The sequence below is a fragment of the bacterium genome, from assembly GCA_013360215.1.
In the GTDB taxonomy this organism is placed as follows: Bacteria; CLD3; CLD3; order SB21; family SB21; genus JABWCP01.
The window spans coordinates 154,689-174,888 of record JABWCP010000008.1 but is presented as its reverse complement, the minus strand read 5'-3'; the positions used below and the strand labels follow the sequence as shown (position 1 = coordinate 174,888).

At 44.2% G+C, this 20,200-nt stretch carries 17 protein-coding genes; 6 read left to right on the top strand and 11 right to left on the bottom strand.

What is annotated here, in order from left to right; translation table 11 throughout:
• The 3 genes from HUU58_07840 to HUU58_07830 form a co-directional block, all read right to left on the bottom strand.
• Positions 1–214 (bottom strand): ribulose-phosphate 3-epimerase (locus HUU58_07840; GenBank protein ID NUN45581.1); only part of this gene is annotated, 214 nt, incomplete at its 3' end.
• A 251-nt stretch (positions 215–465) separates the two neighbouring features.
• Positions 466–1,509 (bottom strand): hypothetical protein, encoded by a 1,044-nt coding sequence (locus HUU58_07835; GenBank protein ID NUN45580.1) that lies wholly within the window; start codon positions 1,507–1,509, stop codon positions 466–468.
• Between the two features lie 17 nt (positions 1,510–1,526).
• Positions 1,527–2,702, bottom strand: a complete 1,176-nt coding sequence (locus HUU58_07830) for a hypothetical protein (GenBank protein ID NUN45579.1) — start codon at positions 2,700–2,702, stop codon at positions 1,527–1,529.
• 433 nt (positions 2,703–3,135) lie between these two features.
• Here HUU58_07830 and HUU58_07825 point away from each other — a divergent pair, with 433 nt between their 5' ends.
• The 5 genes from HUU58_07825 (at position 3,136) to HUU58_07805 (ending at position 9,180) form a co-directional block, all read left to right on the top strand.
• Entirely contained in the window at positions 3,136–5,337 is a 2,202-nt protein-coding gene (locus HUU58_07825) for a hypothetical protein (protein NUN45578.1), read from the top strand.
• 58 nt (positions 5,338–5,395) lie between these two features.
• Entirely contained in the window at positions 5,396–6,676 is a 1,281-nt protein-coding gene (locus HUU58_07820; protein ID NUN45577.1) for an amidohydrolase family protein, read from the top strand.
• Between the two features lie 103 nt (positions 6,677–6,779).
• Positions 6,780–7,265: a peptide-methionine (R)-S-oxide reductase MsrB gene (msrB, locus tag HUU58_07815; protein ID NUN45576.1), complete on the top strand. Its 486-nt coding sequence runs from the start codon at positions 6,780–6,782 to the stop codon at positions 7,263–7,265.
• 35 nt (positions 7,266–7,300) lie between these two features.
• Positions 7,301–8,014: a methyltransferase domain-containing protein gene (locus tag HUU58_07810; protein NUN45575.1), complete on the top strand. Its 714-nt coding sequence runs from the start codon at positions 7,301–7,303 to the stop codon at positions 8,012–8,014.
• A 233-nt stretch (positions 8,015–8,247) separates the two neighbouring features.
• Positions 8,248–9,180: a hypothetical protein gene (locus HUU58_07805; protein NUN45574.1), complete on the top strand. Its 933-nt coding sequence runs from the start codon at positions 8,248–8,250 to the stop codon at positions 9,178–9,180.
• Between the two features lie 74 nt (positions 9,181–9,254).
• Here HUU58_07805 and HUU58_07800 read toward each other — a convergent pair whose 3' ends face one another.
• The 8 genes from HUU58_07800 to HUU58_07765 form a co-directional block, all read right to left on the bottom strand.
• Complete coding sequence (locus HUU58_07800; GenBank protein NUN45573.1) at positions 9,255–10,547, bottom strand: inner membrane CreD family protein; 1,293 nt, start codon at positions 10,545–10,547, stop codon at positions 9,255–9,257.
• A complete protein-coding gene (vanZ, locus tag HUU58_07795; GenBank protein NUN45572.1) occupies positions 10,544–10,969 on the bottom strand; it encodes a VanZ family protein in 426 nt (141 codons plus the stop codon). The genes HUU58_07800 and vanZ overlap by 4 nt, the downstream gene beginning before the upstream one ends.
• Positions 10,966–11,259: a transcriptional regulator gene (locus tag HUU58_07790; protein NUN45571.1), complete on the bottom strand. Its 294-nt coding sequence runs from the start codon at positions 11,257–11,259 to the stop codon at positions 10,966–10,968. The genes vanZ and HUU58_07790 overlap by 4 nt, the downstream gene beginning before the upstream one ends.
• Before the next feature lie 14 nt (positions 11,260–11,273).
• The gene (locus tag HUU58_07785; protein NUN45570.1) at positions 11,274–11,882 is read right to left on the bottom strand and encodes a hypothetical protein; all 609 of its coding nucleotides are present in this window, start codon (positions 11,880–11,882) and stop codon (positions 11,274–11,276) included.
• A 212-nt stretch (positions 11,883–12,094) separates the two neighbouring features.
• Complete coding sequence (locus tag HUU58_07780) at positions 12,095–13,042, bottom strand: DMT family transporter (protein ID NUN45569.1); 948 nt, start codon at positions 13,040–13,042, stop codon at positions 12,095–12,097.
• 6 nt (positions 13,043–13,048) lie between these two features.
• Positions 13,049–13,384 (bottom strand): cupin domain-containing protein, encoded by a 336-nt coding sequence (locus HUU58_07775; GenBank protein ID NUN45568.1) that lies wholly within the window; start codon positions 13,382–13,384, stop codon positions 13,049–13,051.
• Between the two features lie 5 nt (positions 13,385–13,389).
• The gene (locus tag HUU58_07770; GenBank protein ID NUN45567.1) at positions 13,390–15,657 is read right to left on the bottom strand and encodes a GAF domain-containing protein; all 2,268 of its coding nucleotides are present in this window, start codon (positions 15,655–15,657) and stop codon (positions 13,390–13,392) included.
• Positions 15,654–18,593, bottom strand: coding sequence for a histidine kinase (locus HUU58_07765; protein NUN45566.1), 2,940 nt, complete (start codon positions 18,591–18,593; stop codon positions 15,654–15,656). The genes HUU58_07770 and HUU58_07765 overlap by 4 nt, the downstream gene beginning before the upstream one ends.
• A 614-nt stretch (positions 18,594–19,207) precedes the next feature.
• Here HUU58_07765 and HUU58_07760 point away from each other — a divergent pair.
• The gene (locus tag HUU58_07760; protein NUN45565.1) at positions 19,208–20,182 is read left to right on the top strand and encodes a polyprenyl synthetase family protein; all 975 of its coding nucleotides are present in this window, start codon (positions 19,208–19,210) and stop codon (positions 20,180–20,182) included.
• Positions 20,183–20,200: the final 18 nt, after the last annotated feature.

The window sequence follows — 20,200 nt, the reverse complement described above, 5'->3', positions numbered from 1 at the left end:
CGGGTTCGACGATCATAAGATGAACATCCAGCGGAAGTTTGGTGATTTTACGGAGATGTTCGACGACCACCGGACCGATCGTAATATTAGGTACAAAACGTCCGTCCATCACATCGACGTGAATCCAATCCGCACCGGATTCTTCGGCGATGCGAATATCCCGCGAAAGGTTGGCAAAATCGGCCGATAAAATAGAAGGCGCTATGATGGGCATAAATGTAACAAAGTTAATTATTCGGAAACTATTTTATGAATATTGCGCGGGATAAGCAACGGGGAAGTGGAGTCTATACCAATTCTCGTAGAACATACAAACGATATTTGTAATGTCGCACGTCCTAAAATTGGATCGAATTACTCAATTGCTACTGCCGACTAATGCCGACAAATATAGCCCAAATTTAAAGCTCAATTTAATTAATCTATGAAAATGTTTTAGAGAGCTGTCGCCTATAACAAAAAAGTCTACAATTTTGACAAATCAATGACAACGTATTGGGAAACACCACCCGTAAAATTAGTCAAAGGGATTACCGTGTTGACGGACTCAAATATAGGACCAAATTTAACCAACGGGAAAACCGCAAAAGGCTCTTCAGGATCATTATCGGGATCCGGCTCAACAGATACTACTACATCCCAATAATCTTTGGCGTTTGTCAAAGGGTTTTTCTGAATAGTTTTTTGAATTCTTATCGGAAACGCAAATGTGTCAAGATAGGCTTCTTGGACTGAAACATCAACAGTCCGACCCTGAACGTCTACATTGAATTGATCATAAACAAGATCTTCTCCTGGAACATTGGGTGTAGGTGTATTACCTCCGTTGGGCCCTGTACCGTTATAATCCATGCTGTCGGCGCGTTTAAATTGACCGGTTGAAATACATACTGTTTCTGATTGGGTAGCAATCCAAGCTTCATATTTAAAGCCGTTAGGCAAAGTGGGGAGTGACAGTCCCGGATTTTGTGGTTGGCCAAAGGGCGCATCAACAAACCAAACTCCGCTATCGTCGTTATCGTTTATTGTATCAGATGGTGTTCCAAGTACAAATTTTCCGCTAATTACAGCCGGATCACTGAGATCCAAATTCAACGCGTCTTCACCGCTGAGTTCCAAAGAAGCAACACCATTTGAGAATTCTCCGCTCATGAATATCCTGTTGGGCATAGCCGGATCTGGATCGTTTTCAAGTTCTATAGAAATCGCCGCTGAAACGGCATCGCTGAGATCACGATCAGGTTTTTTGAGAGTTGCCGCTTTGTTGTTCAAAAAAGGTTTATTCGTGCTTTCTACACGATCAAACTTTAAAATACTTACCCACTCTTTGCCGCCACCGGTTTTGGGGAAACCAAGCCACATTTCGAAGTAGCCTTGCCCATCGCGCAATTTGCGAGGGGGCCTGCCAAAATAAATTCCGCTGAATGTTCCGCTTTCAGGGCCTTCACATGAAGACAGAGTAACCAGCATAGTAATAAGAAGTACCAACAATGATCTGATAGGATTCATAAGTAGTCCTGTTCTATCTATAGAGAATTCAAAAATGCAATGATTGCATCACGATCGTCCTGTGTCAGTCCGATGAAGTTATCGCGAACGGATGTCGCTTCACCGCCATGCATGCGTATCGCTTCATCGGTGCTTTTAGCGCGCCCATCATGCAGAAAGTCTTTAAAGAAACGAAGGCCGCGGAGCGTGGGTGTCTTAAACTCTTGCGGTTTAGCATCTCCGTCCAATACGCCGTCAGAAAGAGCTTGACCCATATCATGCAATAGGAAATCGGAATAAAAAAACACCGTTTTATTACTTAATGCAGCGATTTCAGATGCACCGGTAGTCATAGCGGGAATATGGCATTTGTTACAGCCTATCGTGCTAAATAGTGTTTTTCCGGCAGGTATGTTTCCTGTTTCCGGCAACATAGGCGGGAAATCACTAGTGCGGATAAAAAAATCTACCTTCTCTACATCGTCGTGACGGATGTCCACTCCTGATTTTTTATCTTTGGCATCGCGTGCATTCGGATTAACTAACTCGTACGGACGCATAGGCGATGTCATTCCGAGGTCATGTAAAAAAGCATTATCTGCAAAGTCCAGAATTCGCGACATTTGTGCTTTTATGCCGTGACGCCCCAGTTCAGGATGCGTAGGTGAATCAACGAAACTCATGATGATATAGTTGGCGCGTCCTGAGATACCATCGGCATCGGCATCATTAGGATCAGCGTTGGCGACAATTGTTTCCGCCGGTATTTCCTGGATAAACCCTCTGCCCCACATAGGAGGAGCGACTCGAAAATTGACAAACTGAGCCTCCGGAGGAACTGTTTCCGGTACGCGATTTTCAAGTGCAGTACGAAATTGTATTGTTGGACCGCCAAATTCAGCCATCGGATCAAATGAGCCATTCGTAGTTCGCCCTATGCGCAGTACTTTACCCGGCCCGCGCCCTGCACCTTCATGGCACAGCCCGCATGATTGTTCGGCAAAAAAAGGCCCCAAACCATCATCAATAGTGAATTTTGTAAAAAATAACTCACGTCCATCGTCATGAATTGCTTGCTCATCCGTCGTCAATCCGCTAACGGCTATTTCCGTTTCAGCAGGTGGTATGATTTCGTGTTGGTTTTTTTTAGAGTGTGAATCACATCCAAGAAAAACTAAACTACAAAACATCCATAGATTAAGTGTAGTACGCATACATATTCCTTTGAAAATTTTGCTATACGATCACTTGAGAAAGGTGTACGTAATTTATTCATACTTCTAAAAAAATCAAGGTCATTGTAATAAGTATGTCCCAATTGACGAATCATACGACGTTCTCAGCGACCTCATCCTACAGCCGAAACTAACAAGTGTTAATAGATGTGGTACGAGTTAATGGGCGACATACAGAAAAAAAGCGAAATTCACTAAATATGCAGATACAATTGACCGCTTTATTGGTATCTAAGACATAGTCGAGAGAATATCACTACAAAGCCACATAAAAGAAACGAATGATTTTTTTGATAGATTGCTATCAGTATTTTGCAACCGGCCTCCTAAAAACAAAAAAATGAATTTGTTTGTAAGATTTCAATGCAAATCTGTACTTAATACCTGTATCTATCTTAATGAGAGGTGAAGTATGCGATTTGTATTCTTTATGGTTATCTTTTGTCTATGCGTCGGCCTGTCTATAGAGCTTGCCTACACCGGTATTGATGCTCAAACGCGTCTCAAACTCAAACTCCGTAAGCCGGATATTGTTGATTTGAAGTTTATTGACGGCGGTAACTGGCGTTATGTGATGCGCAATCAAGGTTCATTGATGTACGATTCACCGGATGCTGATCAAAACGGTAATCATGCCGGCGGAGAGTTTCCTCGCGGGAGTCGGGTGACGATCGTATTTGCCGCCGGCGCATGGATTGGTGCTATCAAGAACGGTGTACCGGTTGTAAGCGAAACGATGTTTGGTACCGAATATCAGCCGGGCCGGATACTTAATTCGGGTGTTCCTTTTGATCAGTTGGTTGCCGATTCGGTCAATCACCCGGATAATCAGGTTTATGTGATTGATCAGTCCCGCTCGGGTCATGACTGGGATAACTGGACTGACTTAGCGGATCATAATTTAGACGGAACACCTGCATTATTAGCGGATGTACAGACATGGGCCGTATTCAATGATCTGGATACTAGTTTAGACCAAGACCCCAGTCCAGACCCAGGGCTTGGTCTTGAAGTTATATTGGAATCTTTTGCCTATAACCTTCCGGTGTTTGAAAATTCAGTACTACTCAAATACACGGTCAGGAATAAAACTAATGCCGCCTACGATTCGGCTTATTTCGGTTTATGGATGGATGCGGATGTGGATATTGCGGGCAATGATCTCGTCGGCACTGATTCGACGAAAGAAATAGTATATACATACAATGTAGATGAGACCGACAGCCCCAAGGCGGTTGGCATTAGTATACTCCAGGGAGCAGCTATAAGTGCATCAAAAGCGAAACCTCTACATGCTCAAAAGTATGCAGACAATAAAAGAATACTTGTTTTTGACCCGTCGGATCAACAATACAAACAAAGAATCTTGCAGGGTGACAGCATCCTTTTGGGCATGACAACAGGAAACTATGTGTGGAAAGCGGGGGGTGAGTATTCTAATACAGTCCGCTATAATGCATTGACGGGGCTAGCGCCGAACGGTATAAATCAAAACTATCTTGTAAATGGATGGGCGTATCCGTCATTGACACAATTAGCAGATAAATCACCTGCCGACAAAAGAATGCTGGCGGGTTGCGGGCCTTTTGTATTGGATACTAATATAGCACAGGAATTTTGGGTGAGTATCGTAGGAGGGATGGGTAAAGACCGTTACGATGCAGTGTATGATTTGTTTTCAAGTCACGAGCTAATGCAGGCAGGGTATCGTGGTTTACTTACGCAGGGTAAATTAGCACCGAAAGCGCCGGAATTTGAGGTAACGCCGGGTGATGGTTTTGTGCAAGTCACATGGGATTCGCTTGCTGAGCGTTCTGAAGATGCTATGGCCTTGGCCGGCGGGTTTGGCCAGAGTAATGGATTTAGTGATAATTTTGTGCTTCATGATTTTCAGGGGTATCGGGTATATCGCAGCCGAACGGGGCTGGAGGGTTCTTTTGAGAAATTAGCGGAGTTTGATAAGATCGACGGCTATGGGAACGTATCTGAGTTAGTACTCGATTCGCAAGGAAAATGGTATTACCATTCGGTGTATGCAGGAAAAAACACCGGCTTACAATACGCTTATGTAGATTCCAATGTGATCAACGGGTTCACGTATTTTTATAAGGTTACCTCATACGACATACAGCCTCAGATATTCGGTCAGGATTCGATAGACATAAATGTGGGGCAATATATAAAAAAGCCCATACTTTTACCTGTAAGCACCGAAGGTGGTTTAAGAACAGAACCCAAACATGTAACACCTAAGCAAGCCATGGCGACGACAAAACAGGACTTGAATACTGTTAACGTGGTGCCTAATCCTTTTTATGTTATGCATGAAAAAGGAAGGCGAGTTTATTTTACAGGACTTCCGAAAAACTGTACAATTCGTATATTTACGGTAGCCGGTGACTTGGTAAGGACATTGACTCACAATGCGACTTCGTTTAATGATCGCGATTCATTTGATCCAAAGAATCCGCACGATGCACCGGCGGGATTTACTTCTTCGGAGTATTGGGATCTCATGAATGAAAACAACTATTCTGTTGCCAGCGGTGTGTACATCGCACTTATTTCATCGCCTTTAGGTTCCAAATCAGTTAAGTTTGCGATTATCAAATAAATAAATTTTAAATTATCTCCGCTCTATTCTATTTTAGAAAACGGAAAAGGAATTTGTCATGGGACGAATTTTAATCGGGTTGATCATTTTGAGTATGCAGTTGCTGCATGCGCAACAGGACACACTGTTTATCAGAGCGGGGCGTTTGTATGATGGGGTCGGTTCGCGTATTCAAAAAAATAAGCTTCTTGTCGTTTTTAATGATCGAATCGTTCGGGTAAATGACGATATTCGCCCATCGTATAACGGTAAGATCATAGATTTACGCGAAAAAACAGTACTTCCCGGTCTCATAGACGCACACACGCATATTGTCTTGCACCCCGGGGATTATGATGGACAGATATTGCGTGAAACTCCGGAATACCGCGCGGTGTACGGAACCGTATTGGCACGGAAAACTTTGGAGGCGGGCATAACGACAATTCGTGATTTGGGTAACGAAGGCGCAGGTTTGGCGGATGTGGCGTTGCGCGATGCTATCCAAAAAAAGATCGTTCCCGGTCCCCGGATATTAACGGCCATTCAACCTATTGTTCCGACGGGTGCGTACGATCTTGTCGGTTATTCGCCGTATTATGAATTTCCTCTGATTGCATTTCATGCCGACGGCGCGGATGAAATTCGTAAACAAATTCGACGTCTGTCCAAACTTGGTGCGGATGTGATCAAAGTATATATGGAGTCGTATGAAAAAAGAGAAACAAGTAAGGATTCGCTGACGGGAGCAATGCACTACACGCCGGACGAATTACGAGTGCTTGTGGATGAAGCGCACCATAACGGTTTACGTGTTGCGGCCCATGTGTATTCGGATACGGCTGCGCGACTGGCCATTGCTGTCGGTGTCAATTCGATTGAGCACGGTCTCTATCTTAGTGATGAGACCTGCCGGCGGATGGCGAAAAAGAATATCTATTATGTACCGACTTTGATGGTATACGAATTGTGGCGCGACGGTGTTATCTTTAGTCCTGTGTCGGATGAAAACAAACGCAAGCTGGCGCGCACCGTAAAACAACATACACTTTCGTTTCAGCGTGCGCTGAAAGCCGGCGTCAAAATCGTTTTCGGGACGGATACGTTTGAATTACCGGGTACTAATGCCCAGGAACTCGAGCGGATGACTGCGTATGGTATGAGTCCGACGGATGCATTACGTGCAGCGACGTATGCGTCGGCAACGCTCTTGGGCGTTGAAAAAATCACAGGTTCAATAGAAGAAGGAAAAATGGCTGATCTTATTGCCGTCGATGGGGATCCGACGGAAAATATAGCTGTGATGCGTAAGGTAGTATTTGTAATGAAAGATGGGGTTATATATAAAAACGAACCCTGATACACTTGAGTGTGTGTGATACGGATCACAAAATCAATAGGATGGGAATATTGCAATCGTCTCGGTGTTAGATTAAGTCGAGAAACCATCGAAAGAAAAAAGAATGAAGAAGTTACTTTTTGCAGTTTGGCTCATGATGACTGCGTGTTCCAACGCACAACATCCGTCAACCCATGCGGTACAAAACTCAACCCGAAAGGATCAGATCGTGAAAAGCGAAGAGGAGTGGAAAAAAGAATTATCACCGGATCAGTACAAAGTCTTGCGTCAGCAGGGAACCGAGCGCGCATTTACGGGAAAATATTGGGATCACCATGAAAAAGGTATGTATGTGTGTGCGGCTTGCGGATTGGAGCTTTTTGACTCGCAAACCAAATACGATTCAGGAAGCGGGTGGCCCAGTTTTTATCAACCGGCAGGCAAAGAAGCTGTATCGGAAACGCAGGACACCTCCTACGGGATGCATCGTGTAGAGGTGCACTGTGCACGCTGCGGTGGGCATCTCGGTCATGTGTTTGAAGACGGACCGGATCCGACAGGATTGCGTTATTGTATCAATTCACTTTCGCTGGATTTTAAGAAGAAATAAAAAACAAATATAATTCTGATCTAAGGAACACACGGATGAAGGATGTTGGAAGGGATACTATAAAAAACCGCTCATCCATCATCCGTTCTTTTTTTCCGGGGACCGGTCATTCTTATGATCGTGTCGTACACGGATTTACTTTAGGTTTGGATTATCACTGGAAGCGGATGTTGTTACGACACATACCCAAGGACAGTCGCCGCGTTTTAGATCTGGCCTGTGGAACAGGTATCGTGACGGAGGGAATTGCCAAACGATGTCCGGATGCCGACATTGTCGGGGTGGATATTACAGATGATTATTTGAAAATGTATGAGCGTCGTATCCGATCAAAAAACCTTCGGGCTTCGTTTTTACTCGGTAATGCGGAAGATGTAAAACTTGAGGGAATTTTTGATGCCGTTATTTCGTCGTACATCCCCAAATATGTTGATCCCGAAATTTTGCTTTCCAATATAAATCCGCACCTCAAATCATCAGGCGTAATCGCTGTGCATGATTTTTATTATCCACCCAACTCGGTAGCGCGCGCCATTTGGCGGAAATATAACCGCGCGATGAATTTTGTTGGCATGCGATTTTTTCCTGAATGGCATGAAGTTTTTGACGGTGGGTTAACCTCACTCATACAAAATTCCAACTGGTTTGAAAAATGGCAAGAGTCACTCGTACGTTTTGAATATGAAATCAAAACGGCCCATCTCCTGAGTTTTGGCAGTTCGGCTATCATTGTGGCTCGAAAAAAGTAGCGTTTTAGCGACGCATGTTTTCTGTGAATAATCGCATATATGCGACGCTTTGTTTTTATATCATAATTAACTTGTTGTTTTTTCGATTTCGGTAATTTGGCACGCTAGTTGACTATTTATCTTCTCAGCAATCATGCGTATTGCAATTACGCAAAGTTACAGTTAAATTTGTACACGCTTCTCATTAACCTAAAGATTTTCATTTTTCACTAAATTACTTGAAGGAGAGAGACATGAAGTCATTTTTGCGACTGATGCTTGCAGGTTTGATTTTAACCGTTACGACTGAACGTGCCATGGCGGGCGATGATCTGGAAGAAAAGATAAAGGCTATGGCTGAAACCAATGCCAAGTCTTATATGCGCCCACTCGTTTCAGGTTTTGGTGTAGCGATGAATAGCGGTATTTTCCGCTCACCGGAAACACACAGCGTACTCGGATTTGATTTCCAATTGGTAATTGCTTCCGCATTTGCTCCCAAGTCTGAAGAGACTTATACACCTGTATTACCTCCCGGATATACCAGTGGAAAAGCGAGTACAGCGATCGGCCCTAAGTCCAAAACGGTTTTTACCGGTATCGGAGGAGATATTGAACTACCCGGTGGCGCCGGAGTTCCCGGTGGCGCTAGTGGCTTTTTTGTCGCACCGCAATTGACTGTCGGAGTTCCTTTTAAAACAGATGTTATTTTACGCTATGTGCCTGCTGTTTCTGCCGGTAAAGTAGGTAAAGTTGGTTTGTTTGGTTTGGGCGCTAAACACAATTTGAACCAATGGATTCCGTTACCTATTCCTCTTGATTTGGCCGCAGGTGTTTTTTATCAGAAACTTTCTATCGGCGACGTTTTCAAAGCCAGTGCAAAATCATTTGACGTTCTTGGAGGAAAAAGCTTTAATTTGTTGATTCTCAAAATCGGCGTATATGGCGGTGTCGGTGTAGAATCGTCATCAATGGATGTTAAGTATGAAGCTGCTTCTGGTGTTAAAGATGAGAACGGAAATGATATTGGTGGTCAAACGGTAGAATTTTCTCAAAGCGGCAAAAATAGCATGCGAGGCATTGTCGGTGCGAACGTTCGTTTGATGTGGTTATTCAATGTTAATGGTGAGTTAGGATTTGGTAAATATAAATCAGCGACCCTTGGCGTTGGTTTGACACTTCGCTAATCATAGATTTTCGAGCAATAAAAAACGCCGCCCGAATAGGAGCGGCGTTTTTTGTTTTTTGCTAAATACGATTTTTATGATTTGATATCTTTTTTGAAAATAGCATTCCAATCCGTTTTACCTGTCATCTGCATAAGAATAAAAAGCGTTACGATAGCACCGATCGTGATCGTGAGTCCGGTGTAGCCTTCGAAAAAGAAACTATAGGAAAATAGGATCAGATAAATCACTTGCGTAGGCATCACCACACGTACGGTATAAGGCCACGAGGTTACAAGGCGCATATAAGCGGCGACGAGTGTGACGGAGACAATGGATGAAATCGCAAATGAAAGTTCAAGTGCCAGATGATCCACGAGATACGCGAAAAGCAGATGAAACGAAAAAAAGGCGGCCGCGAGGAAAAAATAATTCATCGGATGCATTCGCACATCACGTATCGCTCCGATAATAATAAGAATGCAGAAGAAAAATAGTAACGATACCGGAGCAAAAAAACTGATGCGTTCGGCTACCGGTCCGGGGTCTAATTTTTTAGGCATACCGAGACCGATACGAACGTCGGAGATGATGTCTTTGTACTGCCAAACTAATGACCAACCGTCTGCCGTTTCAGTCTTAGTGCCGGGAGAAATACTAAATTCCGGAATATCAAATTCTTTGAAATGCGTCTGTGCAGTCAATTGAAAATCCGTAACCCGTTTGGTGCCTTCGCCGACACTGTATTCCCATGTCCCGGTTCCTTGGGAAGTATAACCTACTTTTAAAACAGCGATCTGACCCGGTTTCATCTTAATATTCGCACGTAAAGAACCCGGTTTGCTGTCTTGACGATAAGGATCATCGGAAGATTCGCGAATGGTTTCTGTTTTTAACAGCTCTTGGCCATCCCATTGGAAAACGAAATCGTCATAGATCGCCTGAGCGGCGGGAAAAGTAAAGTCAATCGTTACATCTTCTTCTTTAGCGGATGGATTGGTAAATGTGTATAAACCGGAAAAACGTACTTTATACACGCTGTACCACAAGAGGCCTTTTTGCCGGTAATCAACTTCAAAATCAGCGTTAATTTGTGTTTTACCGCATTCGATATTTTTTTTGACATCCACCTCCGAACTTTTTTCTACCGTCACGCTGGCACCGGCGGCATTGGTACTGGTCTCTTTGGTGACCGCCCATTCTTTGACATGATAAAACAATTGGGGTGTTTCTTGTTTGTGCACACCGCCCCAGTGCGAGGCCATACGCGGACCGAAGCTCAATCTTTTTTCATCGGTACGAAACGAAATACTGCCCGCTAAAATAAACCAGGCGATCATCGTGCAGAAAAAAATACCCATTATTGCAAACAAACGCGGCGTAGTCATAACGATTCCTCCTTTACACGTTTACTTTTGGCATAAAAGCGATAGATGAAATAAAAAGTCCAGATACCGATCAGATTGGCCGCCATGTCGAGGTAACTAAACGTCCGATGCGGGGATAGTTTTTGTAGATATTCGTCTGCAATAGAAATAAGGCTGATCACTATCGGAGCGAGAGCTACGCTAATGTCTAATTTTATGCGAATAGTGCGTCGTAAAACCAGCAAGGTGAGAATTCCCAAAATGCCCATAAGCACAAAGTGACCGATAGTATCATAAAAAGGAATGATATCAAGCCAACGAGGCAAACCATAACTATACGCTGAAACGCTAACGAGCGCTAGAAATCCAACATATGCGATCAACCACTGAAGGCGGCTTGGCACCTTGTGAAAGATGCTGATCCGGGAAATGCGATGATTCATGATTCGATGATCTTTCGTAAAATGGTAAGGTAATTTTTTAAAGCCGTTTTACCGATTTCCGTTATAGCAATGGTTGTCTGAGGTTTCCTTCCGCTAAACTGTTTCTGAATGGTGATGTAGTGATGTTTTTCAAGCAATGACAGGTGGGTACTGAGATTGCCGTCCGAAAGCGTTAATTCTTGTTTGAGCTCCGTAAAATCCGCATCGCGCCGTGCAGCCAAAATGGTCATAATACCAAGTCGCACTTTTTGGTGAATGACTTCGTCAATATGATGAATTTCAGTTTTCATAAAGTGTTTCGTCGCTAAGACTTGTGCGGTAACGGTTGGTTATACTTTTTCAGAATGATCAGTCCCAGAATAATATGACCGAAACCGAAGGTGCTCATCAATGCGATTTGATTCCAAACCGGTGAAAAAAGAGCAATACTTCCGGCGGCTAGGAAAAATAATCCGAGGATTCGAATTTCTTTGACGGAATACAATCCGCCGACAATGATGCCGCCTCCGTAGCAGAGCATCCAAACCGACGGGATCAAATAATATGCATGATAGAATGTACAAGCCGCAGTTTGCACGCCGCCGATAAAAACGAATACTGAAAAATGCCGTACGGCTTGTTTGATCGGTTCGACCCAGATTTTTTCATTCATACGCTTTGCGCGTCGGGCTGAAAAAAATACAGCTAATGCGATCGAAGCGATAAAACAAAAACTCCAACACCCAACCAACGATGCGATATAAGTTTGGTAGTCCAGCGATCCTTTGAGCGCCCATTCCGAGTAAAAGCCTGCGATCGTGCCCAAAATGCCTACCGAAATGGCTGACCAGCCTGAGATATTGGTATAAACAGTGGCCCGATCCAATACGGTCTGGATGTAATCAAGTTGTTCTTTTGCGTTGGATTTATTCATTGTAAAACCTTATTTATTAACTTTGTGATGCAAAGTACTTTGTTAATAAAACAAAATACAATTGAAGAGTCAAGCTGTTTTTTTTCAATATGGTCGAAGTATTTTGATAGGCTATGATAGGGTAGCAGAGTGTTCGGTAAGAAACGATGTGATATATATTTAGTAGTAAGCGGTGCGTTAGGTAAGTGATAGCGTGAATGAGTCTATAGAAATCAATCTTCTTTCATGATCATGGATTCTTTGACGAGATCTATTTCTTTGTTGTCGTTACTTTTTTCTTTTTTCATTTCTTCTCGCATTTTAAGCGTGACAATAAATACGCCGCTAAAAATCAACAACGCAGCGATTACTGTTTCCATGCGTAGGATTTCACCCATCATTTGGGTTGAAATCAACGTCGCAACAATCGGTTGGACATAAATATATACAGCGACAACCGATGACGATGTTTTGCGCAGTGCCCAATTGTTGATAAAGTACACGATCACGGAAGAAAAAATAATCAAAAACGCCACGCACGCCCATGCCGTGAAGCTGACGGACGCCCAATCAAGGCGCGATATTTCGCCGATGCCAAACGGGAAAACACCGACAGCACCAAAAACAAATATCCACGTTGTTACGGTCGACGGGTGATAACGCTTCAAAAGATCCCGTGAAATAACCAAATAAAAACTGTACGAGATGCCGTTGAGGAAAACGAGCAGATTACCGACAAAATAATCGTTGCTGAAGTCTATACGTTCGCTGCCGAGTAACAGGATAACGCCGCTAAAGGAAATCATCGAGCCGATAATTTTTCGGAAGCTCGGAGGTTCTTTGCGCAGAAGTATGGCGATACCGATCGTTGCGGCGGGCATGGTCGTGATCAGTACGGTCGCATTGATGGCTGTTGTTAAGGCAAGCCCTTTAAGAAAAAGTACCTGATTGATCACGATACCGACGGTACTGTATCCCGCCAGTAAAAAATAATCCCTGCGCGTTTGAATTTTCTCTTTGATCCAAAGCCGTTGTATGATGTAGAGAATCGCGGCGGCGCTTATGATGCGAATAAACACCAAAGCCATCGGGTGAATTTCGCGCATAGCGTATTTGGAAGTCACCGCATTGACGCCGAAAACAAGCGACACAAAAAACAAAGCCAGATGTACAGCGATCATGGGAGGTTATTTGAGGTTGATGATTTTACCGTGAAATACGGCAAAAAGAGTACATCCTTTTTCGGTGCGCGGGTGGTGCACGGATTGCGGCGGACTGTATACGTAACTCTGTGCGGGGAATGTTTTATTCCCGATGATCAATTCGCCATCTAATACGATAAAGTCTTCACCGCGTGTATGCTCATGCTCAGGATAATCGGATCCCGGTTCCATACGAATCAAAACCGCCCCGGCTTTGGTTTCCTTATCATAGCGTAGAGATTTATAAAAAACGCCTTTGCTGTCGGATGATTCCCATGCCACGCTATCAGTATTTATTTCGATCACGCGATCACTGCTCATACGGTTTACCCTTTTCTTTCATAGCCATATTCTATCGGAATGCGAATTGTAATACACGCACCTTGATCTTGTTCACTTTCGGCGGAGATGCTTCCGCTGTGTTGTTTGATGATACCATAAGCAATCGATAAACCTAATCCTTTGCCTGCGCCGATATCTTTGGTGGTAAAAAATGGATCAAAGATTTTACCCTGAATTTCCGCCGGAATGCCGTGTCCCGAATCTTTGATTTTGACGACGATATGATCTGTCGGCACATCCGATGTCGGTTCGCTTTTAGAAGTGTGTACTTCGATCGTGCCGGCTCCATCTATTGCTTCGATAGCGTTTGAAATAACATTGCTGAACACTTGATTGAGATGACCGGGGAAACAAGTGACCTGAGGGATGGGATTGAAATGCGTAATGATGCGAATGCGTCCTTCGGCCTGGCTTTTAAAAAACTTAAGCGTATTCTCAAGGCCTTCGTTGATGTTGGCAGGCATAAGTTCGTTTTCGTCCAAACGGGAAAAATTGCGTAAATCCTGAATGATGCTCTTGATACGCCAGACAGAGCGTTTGCACGGCTCGATCGAATCGGTAATTTCAAGAATGTTCTTCTCAATATGTTGTATGGTACCGGCAATATCTTCATGCGCCGCACTGAATTGGTCCAAAATTTCCAGATCTTTGCGTAGGCGATTGGCATGCAGTTCCATGAGTTCGATATATCCGGAAAGTATGCCGGCAGGGTTATTCATTTCGTGCGCGATACCGGCTACCAATTTACCAAGGCTCGCCATTTTTTCATTGTGTAATAATTGCGCCTGAGCTTGTTTGAGTTCATCGTAAGCCGATTCCAATTTTTTGTTGGTTTCGTTGAGTTGGGCTGTACGTTCACGAACGCGGGCTTCCAAATCCTGATACAGTTCGGCGTTTTCCAAAGCGACGGATAACATATTGAGGAGTGTATTGAGAATACGCACATCTTCGCGTGTCATGATTTTCGGTGAACTGATTTTATCAACCGTCAATGTTCCGACCACACGCGAACCGATTTTAAATGGTAAAATGACAAATGATTTTGTACCGGACAATTGGACCGCTTTCATTTCGGTATTGTTTTTCACATCGGACATATCCGTGATTAGTGCAGATTCGCCGCTATAAAAAACTCGGGTATTGATGGCGGTTTCGTCCGTAAGGTTGATTTTATAATTAAGCAGTGCTTGCTCCATCTCCGGACTGAGGTTGCCGATGAGTTTAGGCGAATCCAACAAAGGCTGCGTATTATTTTTAAAGAGAATCATGGCGCGATCATAACCGAGATTGTGTTTTATGATCTCAAGAACGATTTCGACCAACTCGGATTTAATCAGCTTCGATTGAAGTACGGCATTGCCTTCGATGATCGCTTGAAGCTTGGTTATGTTGTCGGCCGCTTCCTGGTATTTTTGATTAGCAAACGCCATCGCTTCTTCGATCTCATCGGATTTGCCTGAATTAATAAACGCACTGTACTGTGCCGTATGTTTCATATCGAGTATGATACCGATCAGATACAGAACGGCCGCACCGCTGATCAATAAAGCCGGTTGGCTAAAATGCGAAAAAGTAAATCGGTTAAGAACCGTCAAAACGAGGGCAAATAAAATACCCATAACAAGGCCGATTCGTGCATGCCGACCGAATATTTCCCATGTACGCGATAACCAGCGGAACTCGTATAAACACCGATCCGCACCATCGGAAACACATTGAATGCTACGATGACGTGCGATAGGCAATCCGAAAAGTTGTGGTATCCCTGCAAAAACACCCAGGCGATAATCGCAATTATGTTGATGAAATTTATAACCCTCGCGATTTTTGAATTCTAACAGAAGGCGATTGCTTTCAATTTCGACCACTCGGTATGTGCCGAATTTGACAGCCTGGTTAGCGACTTCGGCCGTTCGCCGGTATATGCTTTCCGGTTTGAGAAGATAGACAGCCATTTTGGCGATAGCGCCGAAGTTTTCAAGATTGGAAAATGAATAAATCCCGACGCGGTACATAATGCGGTCATCGTTGAAAATCGTTTTCATAGCCTCGCAGGCATGCGTATAAACGTCAAACGAAACCCAATTATTTTCATTTTGCAAATACTCGCGTGTCAGCCCCATGCGTTCGATCAGCTTGCGTTCGGCATCAGGCCCTGCTTTTTCGAGCGCATAATTCAACATCGTGCGAATGATTTTGCAGTTCAATTCCTGCTTTGTTTTTTGAACAAACTCAAGCGATTGCGTGTTCATAAAGACACCGCACTTTCTTTCGATGGAGGTTTCGGTTTCAGTAAAACCCCTTTTCCATCATGTCCGTTGATCACCGCTACGATAGGATTTTCAAACGACAAATGCCGTGTAAAATTTAGTTCTTCTTCTGCTTTTTGCGCGGATAGCCAAGCCCAATCTACAAAGCTGGAGGCCGCATGATGAGGGACAGTGAAGTAGCCGACTTGAAAGCTGGTGATGTTTTGAAAAAAATGCGAACCTTGCGACGGATCCACATCAAAATCGCGAAAACTGGATTCGACGATCGCTCGGGCGCCATTGATCTGATCCCATCGTACGGGTATGCCCAGCCAGTGATCCAAACTGCCCCAGCGCCCCACGCCGATCAATGCATAAGGCTTGCCTTCGCGAACTAATTTTTCATTGAGCTGAGCGATTTCCAACGCGACCTCTTTGCTGCGGGCGCGATCAAAACGATCATAATCCACGACCAAAATATCGCGGATCGAATCAATAACGCCGTTACCCAGCACTTGCGTACTTTCACAAATCATTTCTTCCCGCCGGTACGGTGTCACATCCAGGGCGTCATTTTCCAAACGCAAAACCAACGGACGCATTTGCAGCACGCCAAATTCGCGCGGCTTACCGGGCGGAGTGGACATATTTACGGCAAACTCCATTTCGATTTCCGAACCCATACCCCACTTTCCAAGCTCCAAAAGCAAGTCCAGGATTTCAGGCAGTGGAAACATTTTATTTTTTAAAATCGGCGCGAACGTAACAATACGCATACCGGCGCGGGAAATGCCGTCGTACACCGCGTCATTTTCAATAGAATAGGTCGAACCTGAAAAACGTAATGACCCGTCTTTTTCAGCCGTATCCAACGTAAACTTCTCAATCAAGCGATCTTTGGTGTCACGATACAAGTCCACTTCCGTAGCGCCGAGCTTCATAGCGTAAAATTCGGTCTGGCTGGTTTTAAGCGCTTCTTTGGTGGAAAATTGTTGGATCAAATGTTTTGGATATTTGGGGCAAAAACGAACGGTGTTGCCTCCGTCCACGATAGTTTTACCGAGTCCCAGTGCTATGGATGCAATTCCATCTTTAGCGGTCTGTGGCGGCATCGGGTAAAAATTATAAGACTTCGCCACGCCGGAGAAATCCGGATAAAACCGATTATCGTGTGCAGCACCGACAGTTCGCATAATAATCACCGCCATTTTTTCTTCTTCAAGGCGGTAGGCGGTTTGTTTGATATAATCTTTAGTCGCTTTGTAAAAAGTCGAAGCATACACTTTTTTGATCGTCGTGAGCAGCTCCTGGAGTCGCGTCTCAGTATCGGCGTGATTGTTGGGGATCATGTAGGTTTCGTACACGCCCGCAAAAGGATGATATTGCGAATCCTCGAGCAAACTGGAAGAGCGCACGGCGAGCGGAACGCTCACCATTTCCAAAAATTCGCGTAATTGCGTTATCACTTCGGGCGGAAAATAAGAAGCCGAATGAAAGGAATCGGCAATTTCACGATCATCGGTCGAATTTAACGCCAACTCACGCAAATTATTTTGCTCCAAAAACTGATCGAAGACACTGGTACCGATCGCCACGGCGGCCGGGACAAATATTTTAGCGCCTTCAAAAGCATAACGCATGTTGTAATTATTGAGCAATGTTTTGACGAAACCGAGACCGCGCGCTTTACCGCCGAGCGAACCGCCGCCGATGCGGGCAAAACTGCTTTCCGGATCGAAAGTGTCTTTGCTGAAATCGGTAATGTTGGCGCGTTGACGAATTTCGCGGTAATCTTTGAGTACTTTGATGACATGCTGGCGAATATCTTCGACGGTAGCATAGTCCGTAACTTTTTTCGGTTTTAACTTATGGGCGAGCCAAAATTCAGTGCGGGCTTTGAGCCAGTTGGAAAAGTGATTGCGTTCGCCGTGATATTGAACGCTTTCAGCGGGCACGCTATGCAGTGTTTCTTCGAGCGAACTCAGATCCGATGCGCGGCCGGCTTCGGAACCGTCTTCCAAGCGAAACACAAAATCGCCGAAGCTGAAATTTTGTTTCATGAAATCGCTGAGTTCCTGAAGCAAAACGGGAGAATCTTTGAGAACAAAAGCGGCGCCGATCTCACGGGCTTCTTCGCTATACGAAGATTCGTTGGATTGCAAAAGTATGGGGATATCCGACTGTTTTTCGCGTATCGTCCGTGCGAGCAGTAATCCGACTTTGGATTCGACGGTGCCATTACGCGGAAAGTCCACGTCGGAGATCATTCCGAGTATATATTCATTATACTCTTCGTAATATTTCCACGCTTCTTCGTAGGTATGGCATAACAAAATTTTCGGACGTGCGCGCATACGCAAAAATTTATGCGTGAGATTGATGCCTTCGGAGATCAATCGCTGCGACTGACGATGGATTTCGGTATAAATGATCGGCAGATACGAGGAATAAAACTTCACATTATCCTCGACCAAAATGATGCCTTGAACGCCGATCGCACGCGAATCGTGCGCAAAATTCATTTTATCTTCGATGTATTTGATAATGCCGATGAGAAGACGGTAGTCGCCCTGCCAAATAAAAATATTTTCAAAAATATCGGCATCCCGATGGGTCATTACTTCCTGCGTTTCGATATTATCGTAAGCCAAAACGATGATCGGCATTTCATGGCCAAGCGAACGAATTTTTTTGGCAAGGGCGATAGCGTGGATATCTTCGATATGCAAAGTCATCAAGATGAGGTCAAAACGGTGTTGGCGATCCAGTATGCGTATCGCCTCCGTACCATTGGATACGTGAATAATATCCGGCGCTTGATTCATATCGAGCCCGCGGTATTCCTCCTGGATGAGTTCAAATAAACGACCATCTTCTTCGAGTATGTAGGAATCGTACAAGCTGGAAATCAACAGAATATCACGCACTTTAAAGCGCATGAGTTCCTGAAAATTTTGGATGCGCGTAGAGTAACCGCGGCCTGCCCAAAGTTCTTCGAATCGGCGCTGTGTTGAAGGCTGTTCCGGCATAAATAAAACCGTAAAATACGGCGTGAAAACCTTATGTAAACAAAATGAACTACAACCGCACCAAATGTAAAAAAAAGCAGATGGAAGACAAAGAAAATAAAAAAAGGTTATGAGATCGTGTCCAAGATCGGTTATGTGTAATATTGTTTCCCCGAATGGAATCAAAAACATTGATATTTTTCTGCGTACTAAGTGCATAACGAGTTCATATTCTCTCTCGCAGGGTCGCAAAGAGTAAAGGAACAGAAACGTTTGATTGTATTAATGACCTTATACCGGTCAATCCTCAAGTTAAAACCAACGCTTCAAGCGAAAGCACTTCGCATTCAATTATGAGGTTTTAGCGATTTTGCGTCTTAGCGAGATCGTATTCTCTTTCGCTGAGTTGCAAAGAGAAACGGAAAGGGGTCGTAAATATACCGTTTAATAACAACTCATCGGATATCAGTTCGCATCTTGATTTGCATATTGCAATCGCCTACATTGTCCCAAGTTTATAAAGATTCAGTTTTACGGACTTCGGCATGACTTTAGACGATGTCTTCGATCCGATCGAAGATGAGCTTGAAATTTTTAAAACCAAATTCAGCACACAGCTGACTTCCAAAATAAAGATCGTAGACACGATCGCGCGTTATGTCGTTTCCTCTCGGGGAAAAAACTTACGCCCGGTTTTGGTCATGCTGTGTAGTAAAATGTGCGGCGGTTCCGTAACGGAACGCAGTTACCGTGCGGCGATCACCATCGAACTTGTACATACTGCCACGCTGGTCCATGACGATGTGGTGGACGGCGCGGATATGCGGCGCGGTTTGCCGGCGATCAATGCTATTTGGAAAAATAAAATGGCCGTCTTGATGGGGGATTACCTTTTGGGTAATGCGCTCATCAGTATCGTGGATATCAAAAGTTTTGACGCGATGATGCTTTTGTCTGTGGCTACCAAAAGGGCCAGCGAAGGCGAGCTCATGCAGATAGACAAAAGCAGGAAGTTGGATATTGACGAACCGACATATTTGCGGATGATATCCGATAAAACGGGCGCTCTCATCGCCGCGGCCTGCGAACTCGGGGCCATCACGACAACGGAAAAGCCGGAAGACCGCAAAGCGTTGAACGAATATGGCGAATTGATCGGTGTCGCCTTTCAGATCAAAGACGATTTGTTTGATTTTGAAGGAGAACAAACCATCATCGGCAAAACCAAAGGCCGTGATCTTAAAGAACAAAAAATCACATTACCTTTGATTTACGCTTTTAGCCGTGCGCCGAAAAGTGAAAGCAAAGCGATTTTGAAAAAAATCAAAAAGAGCGTAACGTCCGGCGATATCAAGCAGATCATTGCCTTTACCGAACACTACGGCGGCATCGAATACGCCAAAAAACGGTTACAGGAATATTCCGATCGCGCGATACAGACGCTCAACTATTTTCCGGATTCCCCGTCGCGTCAAGCGCTCAAAAAATTTGTTCAATATAACATACAACGCAATAAATAATAATTTCACGCCACCGGC